This is a genomic window from Pseudomonas frederiksbergensis (assembly GCF_001952935.1).
Lineage (GTDB): Bacteria > Pseudomonadota > Gammaproteobacteria > Pseudomonadales > Pseudomonadaceae > Aquipseudomonas > Aquipseudomonas frederiksbergensis.
This window is the reverse complement of sequence record NZ_CP018319.1, coordinates 2,184,545-2,207,516: the sequence shown is the minus strand read 5'-3', so window position 1 is coordinate 2,207,516 and position 22,972 is coordinate 2,184,545. Positions and strand designations below refer to the sequence as shown.

Below are 22,972 nucleotides of genomic sequence, written 5' to 3'. Positions count from 1 at the left end.
CAAGCCCGCTCCCACAGTTGGAATGCGGTCCCCTGTGGGAGCGGGCTTGCTCGCGAAAGCGGTGGTCAATTCACCATAAATCTACCGGCTAAACCTTGACCCGAGCCTGCATGACCTCCGACTCATCCCAATGATCCTGCACTCGCTCTACGAGCAACTGCACGCCATCGGCCATGCGGCTGAGCGCCAGGGCTACGGAGCGCCGTGTCCCGTCCACTTCGTCTGCCAGATTGGCCGCGATGGCGCTGATGGACAGCAGGTCTTCGGCGGCGTTGGCCAGCAGGGTTTCGGTGTTGACCTCGGGGGCGACGGTGAAGAGGTGGCCTTTGCGGTGCCTGGGCGGCTTTTCGGTGGTCGGGGGGAAGTAGTGGGCGAAGGCGCGGTCGGCGGCTTCTTTGAGTTTTTCGGCTTCGAGTGGATCTTCGGACGGGGCACCAGAGTTATCTGGTGGATTAGGCGTAGGCTTGAACATAGTAGTTTCCTCAAAATGGGAAGCTGAACCAGTTCGCTTGCACGCGAATAAAGGTGGCAGCTATGTGCGGGGTGCAAGACCGAGTAGGAAGACCACCATCAAAACCTCGGCAGACCCGAAGATCTCCCGCACACAGCCGCCATAAAGCGAAGACAACGAGCACAGAACGCCCGATGAATGCCTATAGGCTAGGTATTGATGGTGCTTTTACCCGGACTTGCACGTCCGTGTCACCGTTTATTCAGTGACAAAGCCAGACTAGACCCGGCTTCGGACCGGAACAAGTTCACCAACGCCGCTACAACTTGAAGGAAATCTCCGACGCGGTTACCGGACGTTGGCGCCTGTAGGAAAGGTCAGGATTTGGACGACAAATCCGCCATGCCCTTGAGCAACTCGATCGGCAGCGGAAAGACAATCGTCGAACTCTTGTCCCCGGCAATCGAACTCAACGTCTGCATGTACCGCAGCTGCATGGCCCCCGGCTGGCGCCCGAGCATTTCGGCGGCCTGCATGAGTTTTTCCGAGGCCTGCAATTCGCCTTCGGCGTGGATCACCTTGGCCCGGCGTTCCCGTTCGGCTTCGGCCTGTTTGGCGATGGCGCGGATCATCGATTCGTTGAGGTCCACGTGCTTGATCTCGACGTTGGCGACCTTGATGCCCCACGCATCGGTCTGGGCGTCGAGCACTTGCTGGATGTCGATGTTCAACCGCTCACGCTCGGCCAGCAGCTCATCGAGTTCATGTTTACCGAGCACCGCCCGCAACGTGGTCTGGGCCAATTGGCTGGTGGCCATGAGAAAGTCTTCGACCTGAATAATCGCCTTCTGCGGATCGAGGACGCGGAAATACAACACTGCGTTGACCTTGACCGAGACGTTGTCGCGGGTGATCACGTCTTGTGGCGGCACGTCGAGGACCACCGTGCGCAAGTCGACGCGAACCATTTGCTGCACCACCGGAATCAGCAGGATCAAGCCAGGGCCTTTGACCTGCCAGAAGCGCCCGAGCTGGAAGACCACCCCGCGTTCGTATTCGCGCAGGATGCGGAAGGTCGACCCCGCCAGTGCAATCACCAATAACAGCAGCGCGGCGAAACCCAGTTGCAAGCCCATGGTTATTCTCCACCCGGCGCCGCGTCAGCCGCGGCCACTTCCAGCAATAATCCCTTGCGTGCCACCACCCGGACACTTTGCCCGGGTTGCAGCGGCGTGGCGCTGAGCACTTGCCACTTTTCTCCTTGCAGGTGCACCCAACCGTTGTAGGCATTGCCGGCCAGCGACATCACTTGTGTCACGCTGCCCACCAGCCCTGCATCGCCACTGACGTTTTCGCGCGGTCGTGTTTTGAGGGCGCGGATCAGCAGGAAAATCAACAGCAGGGCGCTGATCAGTCCCAGGCCGATCATCAACGGAACCGGCACTTCGGTGTTGGTCAGAATCACCGCCCCGATTACGAACATCACAATGCCACCCAGACCGATCACGCCGTAATTGGGCAGGGCCGCCTCGGCGATCAGAAACGCGATGCCGAACGTGATCAGCCAGATCCCGATGGGATTGGGCACCAACAGGACAACGGTGTCCGCCGCGAAAACCGATCCGCATAGAGCCCACAGCAGCGCAACCGTAAAACAACGAGTGTTCACGTGACCCTCCGGGAGAGTCATTGATGGTTCTTTATACAGTCTAGCTGAGCGCTCAGCTGTACGAATTTTGATCAGTTGTTGACCGTGTTCCGGCGGGCAGATTTCCCGCGCGCTGGCGTCAGCGGGCCTAGACTTTTAGTGGTGAGAAAGGTTTAACCATCGTCCGCGAAACGTTGTTGCGGACACCGAGGTGCATCATGCGTATGGCAAGAACAGTGCAGGACAGCCTGGACAAGGCTCAATGCGAATTTGACGTCGTCACCCATCCGCACTCGGCCAGCAGCCTTGAAACGGCGCGGGTCGCAGGCATTCCTGCCGAGCGGGTGGCCAAATCGGTGATCCTCGACGACCACCACGGCCATTACCTGATGGCTGTGCTGCCAGCGAGCCGTCACCTGGACCTGAGCAAAGTACGCGGCAGTGGCGAATGGCAGATCACCCGGGAAAGCACCCTGGCGCATCTGTTCCAGGATTGCGAACGCGGCGCCGTGCCTGCGTTGGGCGAATCCTATGGCCTGGACATGGTCATCGACCCACTGCTGACCCGGCAAAAAGACATCTACCTGGAGGCGGGTAACCACAACAACCTGGTGCACATGAGCGTGCCGGAATTCCTGAAAATGGTGCCGCATGCTGAAGTGTGTGAGTTGAGTCAGTAGATTCTCGGCGTCAGTTTCATCGCCATCGCGAGCAGGCTCGCTCCCACAGTTGAGCGCGATTCCATGTGGGAGCGAGCCTGCTCGCGATTGACTGCGCAGCAGTCACCCAATCATTTGCCATGAAAAAGGAGCCCACCATGGAATCCCCAATCCACAGCCTTCCCAACCTGTTCAAACAACTCGGCCTGCCCGACGACGCCGAAAGCATCGACAAATTCATCGCCACCCATTCCCCGCTCAAACCCGAACTGCACCTGGCGGATGCGTTTTTCTGGACCCAGAGCCAGGCGGAATTCCTGCGCGACGACATTCTGGATGACGCCGATTGGGCGGAGGTGGTGGATCAGTTGGATGTGCTGCTGAGGAAGGGGCGGGGGGTGTAAAAACGGGTTAGCGGTAAATAATTCGAATGCAAATACAGTTTTAGAGTTTTTTCCAGGTTGCTCATAAAGCATGAATGGACCAGAATCGTGACCTGAATTGAGGTCTTAATTATGCAAAATGTTCTGGCCGACCTGGCTGTCAGTGTGTCTGAGCTGAAGAAAAACCCATCTGCGGTTTTGAGCGGCGCCCATGGTGGGCCCGTTGCAGTGCTGAATCACAATCGAGTAATGGGCTACATGGTCCCGGCCGATGTTTTCGAGGCCATGATGGAACGCCTCGATGACCTTGAATTGGCAGAAATCGTTCGCTCGCGCAGGCATGAAACGCCGGTCCCGGTAAATCTGGATGACCTATAAGCTCGAATTCCTGCCGTCTGCACGCAAGGAGTGGGACAAACTGGGTCATACATTGCGCGAGCAATTCAAAAAGAAACTGGCAGAGCGACTTGAACTCCCGCGAGTGCCCTCAGATTCACTCCATGGAATGCCTGACTGCTACAAAATCAAGCTGCGGTCATCGGGGTACAGGTTGGTGTATGAGGTTATTGATGAGCGTGTAGTCGTTTCCGTGGTGGCGGTGGGTAAGCGTGAGCGCAGCGCTGTTTATGATCGAGCCAAGAAACGTGGCAGCTGGGAAAGCGGACGAACGCAAGGCCCGAACTCCGGCAAACCCTGAAGCCGTTGCTATGCTTTGACTTGATGAGGTCGCGCGTTGACCTCATCAATCAAGGCTCGCGTTGGTCATGGGGATTCCAATAATGAAAAACCCTTATGCTCCCGGCTTCTGGTGCGCTATAGCGGCATTGGTGTTGCTGTCGGCCACCTATTTCTACGGCATCATGCTGGCCCACCAGATCGACACGGCGCTGGTGTTCCTCGACAGCGCCGCGGCATTGATTGCCGTGATGGCCATCGTGGTGGTGGCCTGGGCGTCGGTCCAGGGTCAGCGCATCAAGAAAAGACAGCTCGAACAAGGCAAGACCCTGGTGCTGATCTGGGACACCAAGGTCGCGCTGCGCCGTGTCGAAACGGTGTTCGATCGGTATTTCTGGGGCAGTTACTGGCAACCGGGCCGTACGTTCCAGGAAGTCATGGGCGAACTGACCGGCACACCGCTGGAAAAAAGCCTCGAAACCCTGAAAAAACAATGCCAGGCGCTGGACAAGCAAGTGGCCGAGGAGGGCTGGCACTGGTTCAATAACGCCCGTGAACTCTCCGATGTCGCCACCGCCATGGCCCGCGAACGCTATCAACTGGACTTCTGCGACCCGCGCTCGGAATCCCCCAGCGGCACGGCGGTGATCAATCGCGACTTCGAAGTGCTGGTCTATACATGGACCGCACGGCTCAAGAGTTTTGATCATCAGCTTGATGAGATTGAGGTTCAGTATTCCTGAATTTATGTTGCCTGTACTGACGCCTTCGCGAGCAAGCCCGCTCCCACATTGAATCTCAGGCGTTCACAAATTCTGTGTTCGCCACCGATCTAATGTGGGAGCGGGCTTGCTCGCGAAGGCGATCTAATGAGCACTGAAACTCTCACCCCCTGCCAGTTGTCCACAAGCAGCGACATCCCATAGACACTCTTTCACCTTTAATCATTGGGTCGCCCGGTGCGCCTGATGCTAATCTGCACCGCACTTTTACGCAGTCGTGACCGTAACCCGTCAGGGTTCAGGGAAGACGACCACACCTCCAAACAACGGACATTGATCGGGTCATTCATGAATAAATCAGCAGGCGTGCTTCTTGGAATCGTCGTTGCCATCGGCGCAATCAGCGCCGGCGGTGCCTGGTACACCGGCACCAAACTCGAAGGTGTGCTGAACACCTCCATCGCCGACGCCAACAAAGAGCTGCAAGCTGCGCTGGTCGGTTCCAACGGCACGGCGTCGCTGGAGCTGGTGTCGCTGGAGCGCCATGTGTTCAGCAGCACCGCGCACTACCGCCTCAAGGGCGAAGGCGAGATGTTCGGTGAAGCACCGGTGGAGTTGCTGTTCGTCGATCGCATCGAACACGGCCCGCTGCCGTTTTCGCGCCTGGTGTCGCTGAAGTGGCTGCCGGTCCTGGCCACCAGTCACTACGAACTGGAAAGAACCCCGACCACCGAGAAGTGGTTCGTCGCCGCCAAGGACAAATCGCCACTCACGGGCGTGGTCAACATCGGTTACGACAATGCCACCAACGGCACCCTGCAATTGCTGCCGCTGGACGTGGCGCTTGACGACAAGTCCAACCTGAAATTCTCCGGGCTGAACCTCGATGTCGCCGCCAGCGCTCAAGCGCAGAAGGTCAAGGCCAACGGTTACATGGACAGCCTGACACTGAGCACGGTGGCTGAAGATCAGACGCCGGTGAAGGTTGAACTGCATGGCCTGACCGTGGCCAGCAACCTGACAAAAAGCACTTACGGCTACTACACCGGCGAGAACACCGTCGAGCTGACCGACAGCAAGACCACCTTCGGCGCCAAGCAGTCGGTCTTGGGCTTCAAGAAATTTGAAATGAAAAACCAGACCGAGGAATCCGGCACCAGCGCTTCGGGGCGTGCCGATTACAAGGTGGGTGAGGTGTCCCTGAACGGCAAGGCTGTCGGGTCTGCACAGATGGCGATGAGCCTGAAGAACCTCGACATCCCGGCAACCATGTCGCTGATGCAGATTTACCAGACCAAACTGCAACCGTACGAGAGGGCCGCCGCCGAGGCCGTGGCTGCGGGTGAACCGGCGCCAGAGCTGGTCCTGACCCCGGCCGAAGAGGCGCAGGTCAAAACCGACCTGGAGAAACTGCTGGCCGCCGGTCCGCAGGTCGCCCTGGAGAACCTGTCGTTCAACACCGCTAATGGCGAAAGCCGCGCCAATCTGGTGCTCAACCTGACCAAGCCACAATCCATGGACCTGCCGCCGGACCAGTTGACCCAACAACTGATCGCGCTGCTGGACGTCAACGTGAAAGTGTCCAAGCCAATGCTCGTTGACCTGCTGAGCGTGCAGTCACAAATCGACGGTCAGACCGACGCCAAGCTCATCGCCGATCAGGCCACCGCCACCGCCGACATGTTTGGCAGCATGGCCGTCGGTACGCAGTTGGCAAAACTGGATGGCAACAACATCGTTTCCACACTGCATTACGCCAATAATCAGGTGGAATTCAACGGCCAGAAGATGACCGTCGAAGAGTTTGTCGGGTTTGTCATGAGCAAATTCGGCGGGAATGTCGCCGTCGAGTAAACCCAGGGCTTACACACCGACGCCCGGCCTCTGCACAACGCAGGCACCGGGCGTTTTGCTGTCTGGCTTGTGGCGAGGGAGCTTGCTCCCGCTGGAGGCCGAAGGACTCCCACATCCCGTTAATTCAAGTCCCGAACCAACCGCCACGCCTCATCCACCGACAACGGCTGTTTCATCCGTTCGGCGAGCAGCGCTATTGCGCGTTCTTCATCGCATGCCACCGCGGCGACGACCAATCCGTCCTTGCCGAACAGGCCGATAAAAGGGGGATGGTCAGGGTCGCCTTTGAGCTCGACCTCGTCCCAGGTCGCGGCGTGGCCGAGGTAGTCGTAGTTTTTACCGAAGTGCCAGGTCCAGAAATAAGGCACGTCGAGGTAATGCTCGTCGCCGCCGAGCATGTTCATCGCCGCGATCCGTGCCTGTTGCTGTGCCAGGCGCCAATGTTCGATCCGTTGGGGCTGGCCGTTGAGCGGGAAGGTCGCGATATCGCCGGCGGCCCAAAGCCCATCGGTCACGCGCATCCCGCCGTCGACCTTCAGCGACTGATCTTTTTCCAGGGGAAGGCCGGTAAATGCACCGGTTGCCGGGCTGACGCCAATGCCGACCAACACCAGATCCGCCGGTAAACGTTGACCATTGTCCAGGCGCACCGCTTCGACCCTGGCGGTTCCTTCGATGTGCGTTGCGTTGCCATCCGTATGAAACACCACGCCATTGGCCTCGTGCAGGGCACGAATCGCCTTGCCGACGGCCTCGCCAAACTGTTTGGCAAAAGGCACGGCGTGGCGGGCCAGAACGGTGACGTCCAGGCCGTATTGACGCAGGGAGGACGCGGATTCCATGGCGATGAAGCTGTCGCCGATGATCACCGCTCGTTGGCCTGGTTTTGCCGAACCCAGAATCCGCTGCGCCTGATCCTTCGAACGCAGCACGAACACCTGCGGCAGCTCGGCGCCAGGCAGCGTAAGCGGGTTGGGTGTGCCACCGGTGGCGAGCAGCGCAGCGTCGTAGCTCAGGGATTGACCATCAGCCAGGCGCAACGTTTTGTTCGCCGCGTCCAGGCTCGCCACTTCGGCGTTTATTCGTTCAATACGCTGTTCGCGGTAAAAGTCTTCATCACGCAACGGCGGGACTTCTTCTGGCGGCATCTCCCCGGCAATCACGAATTTGCTCAAGACCGTACGGTCGTAACCGGCGCCGGTTTCACGGTCGATCAACAGCACCCGGCCACCGAAGCCCTTTTCGCGCAACGCCGCCGCGCACGCCGTGCCTGCTGCGCCGGCACCGATGATCACAAACGTTCGCTCGTCGTCCGCCGGAGGGGTATGAGGGTCGGACATGGGCTGATCGTCGACCCAGACCTCGTCATCGAGTATTTCCAGCCGATAGCGCTTGAGGCTGTCCAAAGACGGCGGTTCACACAGCGCACCGTCCTCGATCCGATACGCCGCCTTGTGCCACGGGCAGATCAACCGTCCGTGGCACAGAGCGCCTTCGGCCAGCGGTGCCCCGGCATGGGGGCATTCGCCCTGAAAGGCGCGCAGATGATCACCTACCCGCAGCAGGACAATTTTCGTGTCCGCGATCTGGACTTCAAGGCCCCGGTTTTCGGGCACATCGGCGAAACGGGCGACGCGGTGCAGTGCCATGATCGCTCTCCAGGCAAGCGTTTCACTTAAGAGTTTGGCGCTTATCTTGAGGTTCAGCCAATTGCCGCTGCCACCGAATGAACGGTCCGGCTATAGTTTGCCCGCCGACGACGGCCCCACCCGCACAAGGTGCTCCGGTATGACCCGTTTGACCTCTCTGAACCCTTGGCTGGCGGCCATTGCAGTCGCCCTTTGCGTGCAGTTTCCGGCGCAGGCCCAAGAACGTTTTACCCTGAACATCCCAGGTGTTTCCGATGACCGACTGTTCACGGTCGCCGCCGCCAGCGATGCTCCGGGTTGTGGCGGGCATAACGCGTCACCGGCACTGAACTGGAACGCCGGGCCGGCGGGCACGTTGAGTTATGCCATCGTCATGCACGATCCTGACGGCCAAAAAGGCCAAGGCGTCGATCACTGGGTGCATTACGGCATCAAAGCCACGACTCATCAGATTGCCGCTGGTGTTGGCGCAAAATCCGCCCTTGAAGGCGTCGGTGGTACCAACAGCAAAGGCACCACCGGTTATGTCGGCCCTTGTCCGCCGGTCGGCGACAGCGCGCACCACTACATCATCCAGCTCTACGCCCTGGATCTGGCGCCGCAAGCTTTGCCCGCCGGCCTGACGCGCGCGCAGCTACTGGAAAAAATCAAAGGCCATGTGCTGAAAAACAGCAGTGTGGTGCGGCGTTATCACCGCTGAAATTAATTTTCGGCCGGTTTAACCCGAACCTGAAAAGGGGCTCGTCTCAGAGGATGAATGGATCAATTTCCTCCTGAGGTCAGCCCCCATGTCCCTCCCTCTGCATTTCCTCCGCCCCGCCGCCCAGGGTTTCGCCGCCGGGTTGCTGCTGGCCATCGCCGGTTGCGGCGTTTCATCCAAGCCTGATTCCGCCTCGGCTGCGCCGCCGGCTAAGGGCGCGCTATCGGCTGAAACACTGGTGCGCAGCGAGGCTGTCATGGCCGACACCTCGATGGCCAAACGCAGCGTTCGCCCGGCACCAAGCTATGCGCCGCTGCCCGCGAGCGAGGCGTATCCGCAGGGCTATCAGGATGAGCAGCGGGAGCAGTATCGAGCGCTGGCGGATAACCCGATTCACAGCGTGGCCGAAGCGCCCGTCTCGACCTTCAGCGCCGACGTCGACACTGGCGCCTACGCCAACGTCCGCCGCTTGCTCAATCAAGGGCGCCTGCCACCGGAGGGTGCGGTGCGACTGGAGGAGATGGTCAATTACTTTCCCTACGATTACGCATTGCCCTCCGATGGCTCGCCCTTCGGCGTGACCACAGAGCTGGCGCCGTCGCCGTGGAACCCGCATACCCGATTGCTGCGCATCGGCATCAAGGCCTCGGACCGTGCAGTTGCGCAACTGGCCCCGGCGAACCTGGTGTTTCTGGTGGACGTGTCCGGCTCGATGGACCGACGCGAGGGTTTACCGCTGGTCAAAAGCACCCTGAAATTGCTGGTCGATCAATTGCGCGAGCAGGACCGGGTTTCATTGGTCGTCTATGCCGGCGATTCGCGTGTAGTGCTGGAGCCAACGTCTGGACGCGAAAAAGCGAAAATTCGTACAGCCATCGATCAATTAACCGCGGGTGGATCAACTGCCGGGGCGTCAGGCATCGAACTGGCCTATCAGATGGCGCAGCAGGCGTTTATTCCCAAGGGCATCAACCGCATCCTGCTGGCCACCGATGGTGACTTCAACGTCGGCATCAGCGACTTCGACAGCCTCAAGCAAATGGCTGTGGATAAACGCAAGACCGGCGTTTCCCTGACCACATTGGGTTTTGGTGTGGATAACTACAATGAACACCTGATGGAACAGTTGGCTGATGCTGGCGACGGCAACTATGCCTACATCGACAACCTGCGCGAGGCGCGCAAGGTGCTGGTGGATCAACTCGGCTCAACCCTCGCGGTTGTGGCGAAGAATGTGAAGTTGCAAGTGGAGTTCAACCCGGCACAGGTCAGTGAATATCGGCTGTTGGGGTATGAAAATCGTGCGTTGAAGCGTGAGGATTTCAGCAACGACAAGGTCGATGCCGGTGAAATCGGCGCAGGGCATACGGTGACGGCGTTGTATGAAATTGTGCCCAAGGGCGAGAAGGGTTGGCTGGAGCCGCTGCGGTATGGCAACTCCGGGGCAGTTACTTCCGGGAAATCTGGGGAAATGGCCATACTGCGCGTGCGATATCAGTTGCCCGAAGGTGGGAACAGTCGCTTGATCGAGCGGCCGATCACTGACAGTGCTGCGCCAGCCAGTGAAGACCTGCGATTTGCCGCAGCCGTGGCGGCGTTTTCCCAGCAGCTCAAGGACGGGCGTTACATCGGTGATTTCAGCCTGAAGGACACCGAGGCTTTGGCGCGTGGTGCGCGGGGCGAAGATCGATTTGGTCTGCGGGCAGAGTTCGTGCAATTGGTGGAGTTGGCGCAAAGTCTGCGAACCACGACCGCCTCGAACAGTGAGCCGCTTAAAGGAGGCTACAACTGAAATGTCAGCGCCTGAATCGAGCGACGAATCGCTGCTGGCCCGTTATCGCGCAGGCGACGGGCCGGCGTTCGAGATTTTGTACGCCCGCCACCGCCAAGGACTCTACCGATTCCTGCTCGGCCTGAGCGGCAAGTCCGAACTGGCGGAAGAGGTTTACCAGGACACCTGGCTGAGCCTGATCCGCAGCACCAGTCAGCCACAAGGCCGGGCGAATTTTCGTACCTGGCTCTATCAGATTGCCCGCAATCGACTGATCGATCACTGGCGCAAACACGGAATCCACAACCCCTTGCACGACAGCTATGACGAACAGATCCACGCCCTGAGCGATGACGCTGCCGATCCCGAACAACTTCTGAGCCTGAGCCGCGACAGCCAGCGCCTCGAAGCGGCCCTGCAAAACCTGCCCGCTGACCAGCGCGAAGTGTTCCTGCTGCGCGCCCACGGCGATCTCGACCTGCCGCAGATCGCGACCCTCACCGAAACACCGCTGGAAACCGTCAAAAGCCGCTTGCGCTACGCCCAGCAAAAACTGCGTCGGCTGCTGGCCGAGGAGGTACTGACATGACTGACGCCCGTCCTACGCCAGAAGACCAAGTGTTGAAGCACTATCGTGAACACACGACCGGCGAACCGCCGTCCCATCTCGACGCGTTCCTCCTGGCTACCGCACAGCGCGAAGTCCCCGTGCAGAAACCAGGTCTGTGGAAACGCTGGGTCCAGGCCTGCCAGAAACCCCGTTGGCAGGTCGCATTTGCCAGCCTCGTCGGTGTGGCCCTGATGCTTGCACTGGTGCAACGCACCGAGGAGCAACCGCCGAGTTACGACTTCGCGCCTGCACCTAAGGCGTCTGCACCGGCCGCCAAAAAAGAAGCATCGTCATCGGTTGCGCGTTCCATGGCTGCCCCGACCGGCGCCTTGTCCGCCCCCGCGCCTGCGGCGCCAATGGCCGATCTTGCTGCCCCAGCGCAGAGCGAATCGATCAACGCTGAAATGGCCGATGAAGCGAAGGTCAGCAAACGCTCGGCGATAGCTCCGGCCACGTTTGTCGACGATCAATTAAGGGAAGTGATCCGCCTGCAAAAGGCTGGTCAGGCTCAAGCGGCCGCTGACCTGATGGCGACCTTGCACAAACGCTTTCCCAAGGAAAATCTCACCGCCAGACTCAAGGATTTGCAGAAGGAATGAGGGGAACAGCGGTCGGCAAATTTGGCATCGACACCCGAAAGCGCGCACTATCGGCCCATAGCCGATGCGTTGGAGGAAGCCATGGCAAAAAAAATCGACCGCATCGCCCAAATGCTCAACTGCCCGGAGAAGGGTGAGGAATTACGGCGCGCGGTGACTGAGAGTCGTAAGGAGTTTCTGCTGGCGAAGCAGGCAGAAGAAGCGTTTGAGGAAGACGTTCTTGATGATGAGGTGGTCGAGGATGAAGAAGACGATGATGAGTACGACGAGTTCGACTGGACGACTGAATGAAAAAACCGCGCTGAGTCCGTTTCCGGCCATGACACGGGCTCACAGCGGGATCGGTTGCTAGCTTCAGAGATTATTGAGGCCATTGCAGCTAGCCGTAACGATTCACGTCCTGATACTTCTGCCGAAACAGTTTTTGCTGAGATTGATGCGCTCATTAATGACATTGACGCAGAGCAATGCGGCTCGTAGGACGCGCTAATCTTCATATTGCAGATCCCGACAAAATCAGAAACTGCAATTTGGTTGTTTGCCTCATTCCTGTGGTTTCTATTGCGTGACGTTAGTCATGGGGCCGGCACTTTCACCACAACAACAATCACTGCCCCTTCAGCCCGCTTAGGGGGTTTTTATTGCCTAGGATTTGTCCGTCTTATCGGTCGCGTTTCCGTCAGTCTAAGTCGCTTCCATCGTCCGAGGCCATCTTCCAGCTGGGAGCATCAATTGGCCGCCACGCGCTTGGGTGTGGATTGGGCAATGAGTCAGGATTCACGGTTGCTTTCTTTTGCGCGGTATCATAATTTCATACCATGAATAACAAGCAGCTCAGCACCCTGAAAACAGTATTCTCAAGGCCGACCCCAGCTACGCTGGAGTGGGCCCGTATCGAGTCTTTATTCGGTGCCGCTGGCGCCAAGACCATTGAAGGTAATGGGTCCCGGGTGCGCTTTGAGCTGAACGGTGTGGTCGCCACCTTTCACCGACCACACCCGGACAAAGAAGCAAAGCCCTACCAGGTTCGTGATGCTCGGGCTTTCCTTGAACAAGCAGGAGTCACCCCATGAGCGTAATGAATTACAAAGGCTATGCCGCCCGAATTGAATACAGCGAGGAAGATGGCCTGTTTATCGGCCATATTGCTGGTATCAGAGATATTGTTGGGTTTCATGGCGAGTCAGTGCAGGAGCTTCGAGATGCATTTGAAGAGGCCGTTACTGATTATCTGGAAACTTGCTCCAAGCTCGGGCGCACGCCGCAGAAGCCCTATTCTGGCCACCTTAGTCTGCGTTTAGCGCCGGCACTCCACGCAACTGTCGCCGTAAAAGCGCAGCTAGCCCACAAGAGTATCAATCAGTGGGTAGCTGACGTTCTTGATCGTGAGGTGCATGCCTGACTACTGTGCAATTGCACCTTCCTGAAAAGAAAGCCAGAAGGTGTAAACCTTATTCAGGACGAAGCAACACCCACAAAAAAGCCCCAGACCCTAAGATCTGAGGCTTTCTCGTTTCTACGTATGGTGCACCAGGCGGGATTCGAACCCACGACCACTGCCTTCGGAGGGCAGTACTCTATCCAGCTGAGCTACTGGTGCAATGCGGGCGCCATGATACTCATATGCACTGCGGGCGTCCATGCTGCTGAATCGCCTGCGGTTTTCCAAAGCGTAACCTGTGTTTGCTACGTTGATCAGAAAAATTAGGCAAATGCGGCGTTTTCGTTCTTTTTTTCGAACAGGCTATTGTCCTTTACCCCCTTTGATCCTAGGATTCGTTTGAGATTTCAAACGCTCTTGTCTGGGTGCTGAACCGCACGAGTTTCAATCAGTGCGCTATTTATGTGCTTCAGCCCGGTGAATGATTTCCCTGACGGCAGCCTTTAAGGCGCCTTTCTACAATCATAATTCGCTCCGCGCTTGCCGCGGTGCTGTTAAGGAAAGCCGACATGCAGCTTAAAGACACCCAGTTGTTCCGCCAGCAAGCCTTTATCGATGGCGCTTGGGTTGATGCGGACAATGGTCAGACGATCAAGGTCAACAACCCGGCAACGGGCGAAATTCTGGGCACCGTGCCGAAAATGGGCGCTGCCGAAACCCGCCGTGCAATCGAAGCCGCTGACAAAGCGCTGCCGGCCTGGCGTGCACTGACCGCCAAGGACCGCGCCAACAAGCTGCGTCGCTGGTTCGAACTGATCATCGAGAACCAGGACGACCTGGCTCGCCTGATGACCCTCGAACAAGGCAAGCCATTGGCCGAAGCCAAGGGCGAAATCGTTTACGCCGCTTCCTTTATCGAGTGGTTCGCCGAAGAAGCCAAGCGCATCTACGGGGATGTGATTCCGGGTCACCAGCCAGACAAGCGCCTGATCGTGATCAAGCAGCCAATCGGCGTGACCGCTGCAATCACCCCGTGGAACTTCCCGGCCGCGATGATCACCCGTAAAGCCGGCCCGGCCCTGGCCGCCGGTTGCACCATGGTGCTCAAGCCTGCTTCGCAAACTCCGTTTTCCGCATTCGCCCTGGCCGAACTGGCCCAACGTGCCGGCATTCCTGCCGGTGTGTTCAGCGTGGTAACTGGCAGTGCCGGCGACATCGGCAGCGAGCTGACCAGCAACCCGATCGTGCGCAAACTGTCCTTCACCGGCTCGACCGAAATCGGTCGCCAGCTGATGGCTGAATGCGCCAAGGACATCAAGAAAGTGTCCCTGGAACTGGGCGGCAACGCGCCGTTCATCGTGTTCGACGACGCTGACCTGGATAAGGCCGTCGAAGGCGCGATCATTTCCAAGTACCGCAACAACGGCCAGACCTGCGTCTGCGCCAACCGTCTGTACATTCAGGATTCGGTCTACGACGCGTTCGCCGAAAAACTGAAAGTGGCCGTGGCCAAACTCAAGATCGGTAACGGTCTGGATGACGGCACCACCACTGGCCCGCTGATCGACGGAAAAGCCGTGGCCAAGGTTCAAGAGCACATTGCTGACGCGATCAGCAAAGGCGCAACCGTTCTGGCGGGTGGCAAGGTCATGGAAGGCAACTTCTTCGAGCCGACCATTCTGACCAACGTGCCGAACAACGCTGCCGTGGCCAAGGAAGAAACCTTCGGTCCATTGGCGCCGTTGTTCCGTTTCAAAGACGAAGCCGACGTGATCGCGATGTCCAACGACACCGAGTTCGGTCTGGCTTCGTACTTCTATGCTCGCGACCTGGGTCGTGTGTTCCGCGTGGCTGAAGCCCTGGAATACGGCATGGTCGGCGTCAACACCGGTCTGATCTCCAACGAAGTCGCGCCGTTCGGCGGCATCAAGGCGTCGGGCCTGGGCCGTGAAGGCTCCAAGTACGGCATTGAAGATTACCTGGAAATCAAATACCTCTGCCTGGGCATCTAAGCTCGAAGGGATAAGCCCGGCAGGGCATTGCTTCAAACGCAAAGGGCACGAGAGCGCTGTCCCTTTGCGTGCTTCAAACGGAATTTTCTCTGTGGTCGGGAAAGCTGTGGCAGTCGATCATCGCATGCTGCCGTAGTTGCCTCCCCGCCGCATTTTCCTTGAACCACGCCGCCCGATGAGCGGTGAATGAGGACTTTATGAGCAAGACTAACGCATCCCTGATGAAACGCCGCGAAGCCGCTGTACCACGCGGTGTTGGCCAGATTCACCCGATCTTCGCCGAGTCCGCGAAGAACGCCACCGTGACCGACGTTGAAGGTCGCGAGTTCATCGACTTCGCCGGCGGTATCGCCGTGCTGAACACCGGCCACGTGCACCCGAAAATCATCGCCGCCGTGACCGAGCAACTGAACAAGCTGACCCACACGTGCTTCCAGGTGCTGGCTTACGAACCGTACGTAGAAGTGTGCGAAAAAATCAACGCCAAGGTGCCGGGTGATTTCGCCAAGAAAACCCTGCTGGTGACCACCGGCTCCGAAGCCGTGGAAAACTCCATCAAGATCGCCCGTGCCGCCACTGGCCGTGCCGGCGTGATCGCGTTCACTGGCGCTTACCACGGCCGCACCATGATGACCCTGGGCCTGACCGGCAAAGTCGTGCCTTACTCGGCCGGCATGGGCCTGATGCCAGGCGGCATCTTCCGCGCGCTGTACCCGAACGAACTGCACGGTGTGAGCATCGACGATTCGATCGCGAGCATCGAACGCATCTTCAAGAACGACGCCGAGCCGCGTGACATCGCTGCCATCATCATCGAGCCGGTTCAGGGCGAAGGCGGTTTCTACGTCGCGCCTAAAGAGTTCATGAAGCGTCTGCGCGCGCTGTGCGACCAGCACGGCATCCTGCTGATCGCTGACGAAGTACAAACCGGCGCTGGCCGTACCGGTACTTTCTTCGCCATGGAACAGATGGGCGTTGCTGCTGACCTGACCACCTTCGCCAAATCCATCGCTGGCGGCTTCCCGTTGGCCGGTGTGTGCGGCAAGGCCGAATACATGGACGCCATTGCTCCAGGCGGCCTGGGCGGCACTTATGCCGGTAGCCCGATCGCTTGCGCCGCGGCCCTGGCCGTGATGGAAGTGTTCGAAGAAGAGCACCTGCTGGACCGTTGCAAAGCGGTCGGCGAGCGTCTGGTGACTGGCCTGAAAGCCATTCAGGCCAAATACCCGGTGATCGGCGAAGTCCGTGCCCTTGGCGCGATGATCGCGGTCGAGCTGTTTGTTGATGGCGACAGCCACAAGCCGAACGCTGCTGCTGTGGCATCGGTTGTGGCCAAGGCGCGTGACAAGGGTCTGATCCTGCTGTCCTGCGGCACTTACGGCAACGTTCTGCGCGTCCTGGTACCACTGACTTCGCCGGACGAGCAACTGGACAAAGGTCTGGCAATCATCGAAGAGTGCTTCTCTGAGCTGTGATCCCCAGGCTCTGATCGATTTGTGAACTGATCGACAAAAAAACCCGCTTCGGCGGGTTTTTTTGTGTCCATGGAACCCATTGATAGCAAATGCGCTGTATCGAATGGCCATCATTGACTAAGGTGCAAGCACGACTCTGGAGTGTGTAAATGACTGCTGTTGTGTTACCCGCTGCGCCGCGTGTGCTGATTGCCGAGGCCGATCCATGGTCCCGCGACCTGCTCAAGCAGGTTTTGTTGAATGTGCGCTGTGACGCGCGGCTGGATCTGTGTGCCGATGGTCAGGAGGCGCTGCACCTGTTGGCGGAAAATCCTTACGACCTGGTAATCGTCGACTGGGAGCTGCCCGGCGTCGATGGTTTGAATGTCTTGCGCAATGTCCGTCAGCGCAAACGCAACCCGCCGCTGCCGTTCATCCTCATGAGTAGCCGCAACGACAGCGCCAGCGTTCGCGAAGTTCTGCCGCTGACGCCTGCGGCGTACCTGACCAAACCCCTGAACATGGAAAGCCTGACTCAGCGCCTGCAGGATTTGCTGTTGAATGCCGGTGAAGAGGTGTCTTGCGAAACGCCTTTGCTATCGCCAGGCATGACGTTGGCGGTTTACCTGGAGCGTCGGCGTGAGCTGGCCGACGGTGCTCCACTGATGACCGACGTACAGTTGGCGGTCAAGCGCAGCCTCAATCCCAATGGCCTCGACCTGACACTGCTGCATGACGAGATCCGTACCGATCCGCAAGTGACCGCTGTGCTGATCGCCGCTGCCAACAGCGCGGCCCAGCACCACGGCGCCGCCGTACAAACCCTGTCCCAGGCGCTGCACCGCCTCGGCACCGGGCAAAGCATGAACCTGATTCTGGGGCTGGCCCTCAAGCGCAGTGCCCGACTCAGCGATCCGTTTCTGGCCGATTATGCCGAGCGCTATTGGGAGCTGTCGCTGCGCACTGCTGAGTATGGCCGGACCCTGGCGCGCTTGCTGGATCTGGATCAGGAGCGTTGTTATTGCGCCGGCATGCTGCATCGCCTCGGCGATCTTGCGTTGTTGCGGTGTTTGCAGGAGTGGAAGCAGGCCGGGGGCGAGCTGGATGAATGGGAGGAAGTCGGCGAGGCGCTGGCCGAGTTCGGCGCGGCTTATGGTTCGGCGCTTCGCACTCGCTGGCGCCTGCCGCTGGAGCTGCGAGAGCTGATTGCGGCGGTCTACCAGTTCGGTGGCGGGGTTTACTCCCGCGAAGCGCTGGTGATGAACATGGCTGCGCAACTGGCGCGCCTGACCGAGCATGAGGGCATTGAAGACCTGGCGAAGAGCCGGACGGCGCGGTTGCTCAAGATCGGATTGCCGGAGCTGATGCGCTTACGCAAGAAATAACGCAGGGAGATCGTTCCCACGCAGAGCGTGGGAACGATCATGGGCTCAGGATGAGACGATGCGGTTCTTGCCCTGGTGTTTGGCTTGATACATTGCCGCATCTGCGCGGGCAAACAGGTTGTCGACGCTTTCGTCCTCGGCGGTGAGGCTGGTCAGGCCCTGGCTGACGGTGATGCCGAACGTCTGGTCGCCATGGCTGAAACGTAATCGCTGAATCTCCCGTTGCAGGCGCTCAGCCACTTGCATGGCCATGTCTGGCGCACAGCCGGGAAACACCGCGGCGAATTCCTCGCCACCAATTCGCCCGAACACATCGCCTCGCCGCAACGTCGCGCGGCCGCACTCGGCGATTCGTTGCAGCACGTTGTCGCCTTCCTGGTGGCCGTAGGTATCGTTGATCACTTTGAAGTCATCGATGTCCAGCAGCAGGAAGGCCAGCGGCGTGCGTTGGTGCAGTGCCTGTTCGAATTCACGGTGGGCGCAGTCGAAGAAGTGTCGGCGGTTGCTGCTTTGGGTCAGCACGTCGGTGGTGGCCAGGCGTTGCAGCTCGGTTTCCATCTGCTTCTTGTCCGTAATGTCTTCGGCAATGCCGACAATGATCACCGGCTGCCCTGGCTCGACCTGGCGGTTGATGAAGCACTTGTCACTGAGCCAGCGGACCTGGCCGTCGGCGGTAATGATTCGGTACTCACGGTCTTCAACGGCGCCTTTGACCAATACTTCGGCCAGGCTGCGTTCGGCATAGTCCAGATCGTCGGGGTAAATGCTGTCGCGCCATTGGTTGTAGTCGGACAGTAACAAGCCTGCGGAGCGGCCGAAAATCCGTTCATACGCCGGGCTGACATAGAGCACCCGGCGAGATTCCCAGTCGAAGGCCCAAAGCACCGCATTGACGCTCACCAGCAGAGTGCTGAACAGTTGTTCGCGCTCGCTCAGGCGTGCCACTTCGCCTTGTGCATGCATTAGCGCCAGCAGGGTTTGCGCAGCCTCGGGCCACTGCGGGAGGGATGAGTCTTGTAGGCTTTTATTGACCATAGACACAAAATCTCAAAGGGCGTGTGCCGCTCGAGGTTCGAAAGCGGCCAATACCAGAACCCGCCTGAATGGCGAAGTGTCTTTGAGATAGGGGATTTTGAGCGAAGTTCCCGCCTTATGTGGTGAGGGAGCTTGCTCCCGCCGGGCGGTACTGGCGACGCGTTTTTCAATGAAAGAACGCGTCGCCAGGTTTTGCGACTGCTGCGCAGTCACGCGGGAGCAAGCTCCCTCGCCACAGTCAGACTGCAGCGGCAGGGCGCAGGGAGTAGGTTTTCAACTGATCGGCGAAGTCGCGCAGGGATTGAATCCCGCTGGCTTCGGCTTCGTGTACCCAATCCTTGATGGCGGCCAGCATGTCGTGACCATTTGAACTGGTCTTGACCCAGATCTGCTGCAAGGCCAGGCGTTTCTCGTAAATTACCTTCAGCGCCTGACTGTGCTCGAGCATGGTCTGGATGCGAACGTGGTGTTTGTCATCCAGCAGGCTGGTTTCCCGCGAGAGCAGGCGCTTGGCGCGGTGGAACTGGTGGCGGACCGAGTGATCGACCTTTTCCAGCTCTTGCTTGACCAGCGGTGCGATCACCAATTTGCGGTACTGGGCCATGATCTGGAAGCGGTTGTTGAGGATCGCCATGGCGGTGTCCATGTCCAGGTTGCCTTTGCCTTCGACCCGATGGGCGATAGGTGCAACACGCTGAACCTTGGCCAGGCGCAGGAAGCTGAAGACCTGGATCCAGGCCCAGCCGAGATCGAATTCCCACTTCTTCACCGACAGTTTTGCCGAATTAGGGTAGGTGTGATGGTTGTTATGCAGTTCTTCGCCGCCGATCAGGATGCCCCACGGCACCAGATTGGTTGCCGCATCGCGGCATTCGAAGTTGCGGTAGCCGATGGCATGGCCCAGGCCATTGACCACGCCGGCGGCCCAGACCGGGATCCACATCATCTGGATCGCCCAGATGGTGATGCCGATGGTGCCGAACAGCAGCAGGTCGATGACGCCCATGATCGCCACGCCCAGCAGCGGGAAACGGCTGTACAGGTTGCGTTCGATCCAGTCTTCGGGCAGTTCTTGCCGTAGATGCGCAGGGTCTCGGGGTTTTCCGCCTCGGCGCGGTACAGCTCGGCGCCTTTGCGCAGAACGGTGGACAGGCCCTTGATGACCGGGCTGTGCGGGTCATCGACGGTTTCGCATTTGGCGTGGTGCTTGCGGTGGATAGCGGTCCACTCGCGGGTGTTCTGTGCCGTGGTCAGCCACAGCCAGAAGCGGAAGAAATGTTTCAGGCCAGCATTGAGCTCAAGCGAGCGATGGGCTGAATAACGATGCAGATAGACCGTGACGCCGATGATCGTCACGTGGGTCATCAGCAGGGTGACTGCCACCAGTGACCAGGGCGACAAGCCGAGAAAACCTTCGTACCACATAGGCTATTGGGCCCTCGATAAAGAAAAAAACAGCCGTTGCATTATCACTGAGCCCACAGATAAAACCAGTCGCCCTTTCAGATAAGAGTGGCCGGATGTTTCTTTAAACTATAATTCCATCCACTTTTAAGGGACATGGACGACCTAATGGCTGCTACCTACCGCGATGCTCTGCGTGCAGCGCTGCTTTATCTTCTGGTTTCTGTCGGTTGGCTGCAGTTCAGTGGCCATTTATTGAACAGTTTCTTCGATAGCTCTGCCGAGCTAATGCGTTGGCAACTGATCAACGGTTATGCCTGGGTGGTGTTCAGTGCCGGTTTGATTTTTCTCGCTCGGGCGCGATTGTTCCGTTGCCTGGGAATCGGCGCCAAGTTGCGTGAGCGCACTGAAGACCGTGAACGCTTGCGTCAGGCGGCGGCGGTCTTCGATTGCACCCGTGAAGGGGTGCTGGTCACTGATAGTCAGGGCCTGATCGTTCATGTGAACCGGGCCTTCATGCAAATCACCGGTTATCAGAGTGAGGAAGTGCTGGGTCATCGACCCAGTCTGTTCAAGTCCGGCCATCACCCGCCGGCTTTCTATCAAGCGATGTTCGCGACACTCAACAGCACGGGCGAGTGGAGCGGAGAAATCTGGAACCGCCGCAAAAGCGGCGAGATTTACCCGCAATGGCAGACTATCCGCATCATTCACGACGACCGACGGCGGCCCAGTCATTACGTTGCAGTGTTTTCCGACATCAGCGCCATCAAGAACTCCGAACATGAGCTGACACGTCTGGCTCACTACGATCCGCTGACCGACCTCCCCAACCGCTTGCTGTTTACCGACCGCACCGAGCAGGCCCTGGCTTCGGCGCAGACCCACAAGCGCGGCTGCGCGTTGCTGATGATCGACCTTGATCACTTCAAGATGATCAACGACAGCCTCGGGCATAGCATTGGCGACCAGTTGCTCAAGGGTGTGGCCGAGCGTTTGAACGCGATGGTCGGTCCGGGAATCACCCTGGCGCGCCTTGGCGGTGACGAGTTCGCGGTGCTGGCTGAAAGCTGTCCGCAAATGGTGCACGCGGCGGCGCTGGCTCAGCGGATCATCGATGGCCTCAGAGAACCGTTCCAGATCGACGGGCATCAGTTGTTTGTCAATATCAGCGTCGGCATCAGCTTGTTCCCCGGTGACGCCCTGAGCGCCGAGCAGCTGTTGCGCAACTCCGACTCGGCACTGTTCAAGGCCAAGAGTGCCGGCCGCAACGGCTACGCCCTCTATACCGAAGAATTGACCGCCCATGCCCAGCAACGGGTCGAGACTGCATTCCAATTGCGCCGTGCGCTGGAGCAGCAGGAGTTGCGGGTTTATTACCAGCCGGTTCACGACCTCAAGACCAGCCGCCTGATCGGCGTCGAGGCATTGGTGCGCTGGGAGCATCCGCAGCGAGGGTTGGTGTCGCCGGCAGAATTCATTCCCATTGCCGAGCGCACCGGTCTGATCGCCGAAATTGATGCCTGGGTGATGCGCCAGGCGTGTGAGCAGATGTGCCGGTGGCAGCAGGCCGGGGTGGTGGTGTCGTTTGTCGCGGTGAATGTTTCTTCCCGGCTGTTCGCCCGCCGTGAGCTGTTTGGGCAGGTGGCGAAGGTGCTGCACGAAACCGGGCTGGACCCTGCCTGTCTGGAGCTGGAAGTCACTGAGAGCGCTGTGATGGATGATCCGGAAGTCGCGCTGGAGCAGATGCACAGATTGCGTGAACTAGGCGTTCGGCTGGCCATCGATGACTTTGGTACAGGCTATTCGTCGTTGCTGCGCCTCAAGCGGATGCCGGTTCAGAAACTCAAGATCGATCAGGGCTTCGTGGCGGGGCTGCCATGGGATGAAGATGACGCGGCGATTGTGCGGGTGATCATTGCGCTGGCCCAGAGCATGGGGATGCAGGTTCATGCCGAGGGGATCGAGCAGGTCGAGCAGGCGAGCTTTTTGCTCGAACACGGCTGCGACCTGGGGCAGGGGTACTGGTTTGGACGTCCGGTGCCGGCGCAGCAGCTGGATTGGGACCGGACTCCACAGATTCTCCAGCACTGATCGTTGCCACGCTCTGCGTGGTAATGCCGCCCGGGACGTTCCGCGTTCCTTCTCAAGCGTGACGCAGAGCGTCACAGGATGCATTCCCACGCAGAGCGTGGGAGCGAGCCGTTAACTATATTTTGGTTATATAAACATTCTTAAATAGTCTTTTTAAGAATATCTGCGCTTATCTACTATTGGCCTCACGCCGCAAGCAGTCCCGCCACTGCCAGGCAACCTCTAGTTGAAGGAGCAGCATCATGAGCGCATCCCTACGCAGCGTTGACGGCCAGGACGAAGCAACCATTTTGCGTGAGATCCAGAGCGCCTTGCGCGATCTGCGTTTTGGCGCAGTGGAAATCACCGTGCATAACGCCCAAGTGGTCCAGATTGAACGCAAAGAGAAATTCCGGTTGCAGAACCCGGGCAACAAACCGAGTTAAAAACCGGCAAGCCGATACCAGCACACCATAAGAAAAAGCCAACACAATCAGAATTCCAGGA

General features: G+C 58.8%; 23 protein-coding genes, 1 tRNA gene and 1 pseudogene. 18 read left to right on the top strand and 7 right to left on the bottom strand.

Annotation, left to right across the window (positions count from 1 at the left end; translation table 11 throughout):
- Positions 1–88 precede the first annotated feature (88 nt).
- The 3 genes from PFAS1_RS10260 to PFAS1_RS10250 form a co-directional block, all read right to left on the bottom strand.
- Entirely contained in the window at positions 89–472 is a 384-nt protein-coding gene (locus PFAS1_RS10260) for a DUF6124 family protein (RefSeq protein WP_076029084.1), read from the bottom strand.
- 356 nt (positions 473–828) lie between these two features.
- The gene (locus PFAS1_RS10255) at positions 829–1,587 is read right to left on the bottom strand and encodes a slipin family protein (protein ID WP_008148132.1); all 759 of its coding nucleotides are present in this window, start codon (positions 1,585–1,587) and stop codon (positions 829–831) included.
- Positions 1,588–1,589: 2 nt separating this feature from the next.
- The gene (locus PFAS1_RS10250; protein ID WP_076031514.1) at positions 1,590–2,120 is read right to left on the bottom strand and encodes an NfeD family protein; all 531 of its coding nucleotides are present in this window, start codon (positions 2,118–2,120) and stop codon (positions 1,590–1,592) included.
- A gap of 197 nt (positions 2,121–2,317) precedes the next feature.
- On the opposite strand from PFAS1_RS10250, the gene PFAS1_RS10245 reads away from it, so the two are divergent.
- From PFAS1_RS10245 to PFAS1_RS10220, 6 genes are all read left to right on the top strand, one after another.
- Positions 2,318–2,779 carry an aminoacyl-tRNA deacylase gene (locus tag PFAS1_RS10245; protein ID WP_008148137.1) on the top strand — a complete coding sequence of 154 codons (462 nt, stop codon included), beginning with the start codon at positions 2,318–2,320 and terminating at the stop codon, positions 2,777–2,779.
- 137 nt (positions 2,780–2,916) lie between these two features.
- Positions 2,917–3,162: a DUF2789 domain-containing protein gene (locus tag PFAS1_RS10240; protein ID WP_074872451.1), complete on the top strand. Its 246-nt coding sequence runs from the start codon at positions 2,917–2,919 to the stop codon at positions 3,160–3,162.
- A gap of 111 nt (positions 3,163–3,273) precedes the next feature.
- A complete protein-coding gene (locus PFAS1_RS10235; protein ID WP_076029083.1) occupies positions 3,274–3,519 on the top strand; it encodes a type II toxin-antitoxin system Phd/YefM family antitoxin in 246 nt (81 codons plus the stop codon).
- On the top strand, positions 3,509–3,838 hold the full coding sequence (locus tag PFAS1_RS10230; RefSeq protein WP_076029082.1) for a type II toxin-antitoxin system RelE family toxin: 330 nt from the start codon (positions 3,509–3,511) through the stop codon (positions 3,836–3,838). Before PFAS1_RS10235 ends, PFAS1_RS10230 begins: the two co-directional genes overlap by 11 nt.
- An 82-nt stretch (positions 3,839–3,920) precedes the next feature.
- Positions 3,921–4,559, top strand: coding sequence for an NADH:ubiquinone oxidoreductase subunit N (locus PFAS1_RS10225; protein WP_076029081.1), 639 nt, complete (start codon positions 3,921–3,923; stop codon positions 4,557–4,559).
- A 327-nt stretch (positions 4,560–4,886) separates the two neighbouring features.
- Positions 4,887–6,392, top strand: a complete 1,506-nt coding sequence (locus tag PFAS1_RS10220) for a YdgA family protein (protein WP_076029080.1) — start codon at positions 4,887–4,889, stop codon at positions 6,390–6,392.
- Between the two features lie 119 nt (positions 6,393–6,511).
- Here PFAS1_RS10220 and PFAS1_RS10215 read toward each other — a convergent pair whose 3' ends face one another.
- Positions 6,512–8,041, bottom strand: coding sequence for an apoptosis inducing factor family protein (locus PFAS1_RS10215; RefSeq protein WP_076029079.1), 1,530 nt, complete (start codon positions 8,039–8,041; stop codon positions 6,512–6,514).
- 139 nt (positions 8,042–8,180) lie between these two features.
- Here PFAS1_RS10215 and PFAS1_RS10210 point away from each other — a divergent pair, with 139 nt between their 5' ends.
- The 7 genes from PFAS1_RS10210 to PFAS1_RS10180 all read left to right on the top strand — a co-directional run bounded on the left by PFAS1_RS10210 (position 8,181) and on the right by PFAS1_RS10180 (position 13,123).
- A complete protein-coding gene (locus tag PFAS1_RS10210; protein WP_074872461.1) occupies positions 8,181–8,741 on the top strand; it encodes a YbhB/YbcL family Raf kinase inhibitor-like protein in 561 nt (186 codons plus the stop codon).
- An 88-nt stretch (positions 8,742–8,829) separates the two neighbouring features.
- Positions 8,830–10,533: a vWA domain-containing protein gene (locus PFAS1_RS10205; protein WP_076029078.1), complete on the top strand. Its 1,704-nt coding sequence runs from the start codon at positions 8,830–8,832 to the stop codon at positions 10,531–10,533.
- Between the two features lies 1 nt (position 10,534).
- Positions 10,535–11,101, top strand: coding sequence for an RNA polymerase sigma factor (locus PFAS1_RS10200; protein ID WP_074872463.1), 567 nt, complete (start codon positions 10,535–10,537; stop codon positions 11,099–11,101).
- The gene (locus PFAS1_RS10195; protein ID WP_076029077.1) at positions 11,098–11,721 is read left to right on the top strand and encodes a hypothetical protein; all 624 of its coding nucleotides are present in this window, start codon (positions 11,098–11,100) and stop codon (positions 11,719–11,721) included. Before PFAS1_RS10200 ends, PFAS1_RS10195 begins: the two co-directional genes overlap by 4 nt.
- A gap of 21 nt (positions 11,722–11,742) precedes the next feature.
- The gene (locus PFAS1_RS10190; protein WP_232252221.1) at positions 11,743–12,012 is read left to right on the top strand and encodes a hypothetical protein; all 270 of its coding nucleotides are present in this window, start codon (positions 11,743–11,745) and stop codon (positions 12,010–12,012) included.
- A gap of 527 nt (positions 12,013–12,539) precedes the next feature.
- The gene (locus PFAS1_RS10185; protein WP_076029076.1) at positions 12,540–12,794 is read left to right on the top strand and encodes a type II toxin-antitoxin system HicA family toxin; all 255 of its coding nucleotides are present in this window, start codon (positions 12,540–12,542) and stop codon (positions 12,792–12,794) included.
- On the top strand, positions 12,791–13,123 hold the full coding sequence (locus PFAS1_RS10180; RefSeq protein ID WP_076029075.1) for a type II toxin-antitoxin system HicB family antitoxin: 333 nt from the start codon (positions 12,791–12,793) through the stop codon (positions 13,121–13,123). The genes PFAS1_RS10185 and PFAS1_RS10180 overlap by 4 nt, the downstream gene beginning before the upstream one ends.
- Before the next feature lie 121 nt (positions 13,124–13,244).
- Here PFAS1_RS10180 and PFAS1_RS10175 read toward each other — a convergent pair.
- Positions 13,245–13,321 (bottom strand) — tRNA-Arg (locus PFAS1_RS10175).
- 350 nt (positions 13,322–13,671) lie between these two features.
- Between PFAS1_RS10175 and gabD the strand changes: the two genes are divergently transcribed.
- The 3 genes from gabD (at position 13,672) to PFAS1_RS10160 (ending at position 17,953) form a co-directional block, all read left to right on the top strand.
- Entirely contained in the window at positions 13,672–15,114 is a 1,443-nt protein-coding gene (gabD, locus tag PFAS1_RS10170; protein ID WP_074872468.1) for an NADP-dependent succinate-semialdehyde dehydrogenase, read from the top strand.
- Between the two features lie 197 nt (positions 15,115–15,311).
- Positions 15,312–16,589: a 4-aminobutyrate--2-oxoglutarate transaminase gene (gene gabT / locus PFAS1_RS10165; protein ID WP_007899625.1), complete on the top strand. Its 1,278-nt coding sequence runs from the start codon at positions 15,312–15,314 to the stop codon at positions 16,587–16,589.
- A 149-nt stretch (positions 16,590–16,738) separates the two neighbouring features.
- A complete protein-coding gene (locus tag PFAS1_RS10160; RefSeq protein ID WP_076029074.1) occupies positions 16,739–17,953 on the top strand; it encodes a response regulator in 1,215 nt (404 codons plus the stop codon).
- Positions 17,954–17,998: 45 nt separating this feature from the next.
- Here PFAS1_RS10160 and PFAS1_RS10155 read toward each other — a convergent pair whose 3' ends face one another.
- Together PFAS1_RS10155 and desA are read right to left on the bottom strand one after the other, a co-directional pair.
- Entirely contained in the window at positions 17,999–18,988 is a 990-nt protein-coding gene (locus PFAS1_RS10155) for a GGDEF domain-containing protein (RefSeq protein ID WP_076029073.1), read from the bottom strand.
- 238 nt (positions 18,989–19,226) lie between these two features.
- Positions 19,227–20,413 (bottom strand): annotated as a pseudogene (gene desA, locus PFAS1_RS10150) (delta-9 fatty acid desaturase DesA).
- Between the two features lie 147 nt (positions 20,414–20,560).
- Here desA and dibA point away from each other — a divergent pair.
- Together dibA and oscA are read left to right on the top strand one after the other, a co-directional pair.
- Positions 20,561–22,486, top strand: a complete 1,926-nt coding sequence (gene dibA, locus PFAS1_RS10145; protein WP_076029072.1) for a phosphodiesterase DibA — start codon at positions 20,561–20,563, stop codon at positions 22,484–22,486.
- A 242-nt stretch (positions 22,487–22,728) separates the two neighbouring features.
- The gene (gene oscA, locus PFAS1_RS10140) at positions 22,729–22,911 is read left to right on the top strand and encodes a sulfur starvation response protein OscA (protein WP_007941032.1); all 183 of its coding nucleotides are present in this window, start codon (positions 22,729–22,731) and stop codon (positions 22,909–22,911) included.
- Positions 22,912–22,972 lie beyond the last annotated feature (61 nt).

Excerpts from the sequence above, each read along its gene's own strand:
- PFAS1_RS10195 (WP_076029077.1), top strand. The coding sequence starts at position 11,098 with ATGACTGACGCCCGTCCTACGCCAGAAGACCAAGTGTTGAAGCACTAT.
- PFAS1_RS10215 (WP_076029079.1), bottom strand. The coding sequence starts at position 8,041 with ATGGCACTGCACCGCGTCGCCCGTTTCGCCGATGTGCCCGAAAACCGG.
- PFAS1_RS10240 (WP_074872451.1), top strand. The coding sequence starts at position 2,917 with ATGGAATCCCCAATCCACAGCCTTCCCAACCTGTTCAAACAACTCGGC.
- PFAS1_RS10220 (WP_076029080.1), top strand. The coding sequence starts at position 4,887 with ATGAATAAATCAGCAGGCGTGCTTCTTGGAATCGTCGTTGCCATCGGC.
- gabT (WP_007899625.1), top strand. The coding sequence starts at position 15,312 with ATGAGCAAGACTAACGCATCCCTGATGAAACGCCGCGAAGCCGCTGTA.
- PFAS1_RS10230 (WP_076029082.1), top strand. The coding sequence starts at position 3,509 with ATGACCTATAAGCTCGAATTCCTGCCGTCTGCACGCAAGGAGTGGGAC.
- PFAS1_RS10185 (WP_076029076.1), top strand. The coding sequence starts at position 12,540 with ATGAATAACAAGCAGCTCAGCACCCTGAAAACAGTATTCTCAAGGCCG.
- PFAS1_RS10245 (WP_008148137.1), top strand. The coding sequence starts at position 2,318 with ATGCGTATGGCAAGAACAGTGCAGGACAGCCTGGACAAGGCTCAATGC.
- PFAS1_RS10255 (WP_008148132.1), bottom strand. The coding sequence starts at position 1,587 with ATGGGCTTGCAACTGGGTTTCGCCGCGCTGCTGTTATTGGTGATTGCA.
- PFAS1_RS10235 (WP_076029083.1), top strand. The coding sequence starts at position 3,274 with ATGCAAAATGTTCTGGCCGACCTGGCTGTCAGTGTGTCTGAGCTGAAG.
- PFAS1_RS10260 (WP_076029084.1), bottom strand. The coding sequence starts at position 472 with ATGTTCAAGCCTACGCCTAATCCACCAGATAACTCTGGTGCCCCGTCC.
- PFAS1_RS10200 (WP_074872463.1), top strand. The coding sequence starts at position 10,535 with ATGTCAGCGCCTGAATCGAGCGACGAATCGCTGCTGGCCCGTTATCGC.
- PFAS1_RS10155 (WP_076029073.1), bottom strand. The coding sequence starts at position 18,988 with ATGGTCAATAAAAGCCTACAAGACTCATCCCTCCCGCAGTGGCCCGAG.
- dibA (WP_076029072.1), top strand. The coding sequence starts at position 20,561 with ATGGCTGCTACCTACCGCGATGCTCTGCGTGCAGCGCTGCTTTATCTT.
- oscA (WP_007941032.1), top strand. The coding sequence starts at position 22,729 with ATGAGCGCATCCCTACGCAGCGTTGACGGCCAGGACGAAGCAACCATT.
- gabD (WP_074872468.1), top strand. The coding sequence starts at position 13,672 with ATGCAGCTTAAAGACACCCAGTTGTTCCGCCAGCAAGCCTTTATCGAT.
- PFAS1_RS10210 (WP_074872461.1), top strand. The coding sequence starts at position 8,181 with ATGACCCGTTTGACCTCTCTGAACCCTTGGCTGGCGGCCATTGCAGTC.
- PFAS1_RS10160 (WP_076029074.1), top strand. The coding sequence starts at position 16,739 with ATGACTGCTGTTGTGTTACCCGCTGCGCCGCGTGTGCTGATTGCCGAG.
- PFAS1_RS10225 (WP_076029081.1), top strand. The coding sequence starts at position 3,921 with ATGAAAAACCCTTATGCTCCCGGCTTCTGGTGCGCTATAGCGGCATTG.
- PFAS1_RS10180 (WP_076029075.1), top strand. The coding sequence starts at position 12,791 with ATGAGCGTAATGAATTACAAAGGCTATGCCGCCCGAATTGAATACAGC.
- PFAS1_RS10205 (WP_076029078.1), top strand. The coding sequence starts at position 8,830 with ATGTCCCTCCCTCTGCATTTCCTCCGCCCCGCCGCCCAGGGTTTCGCC.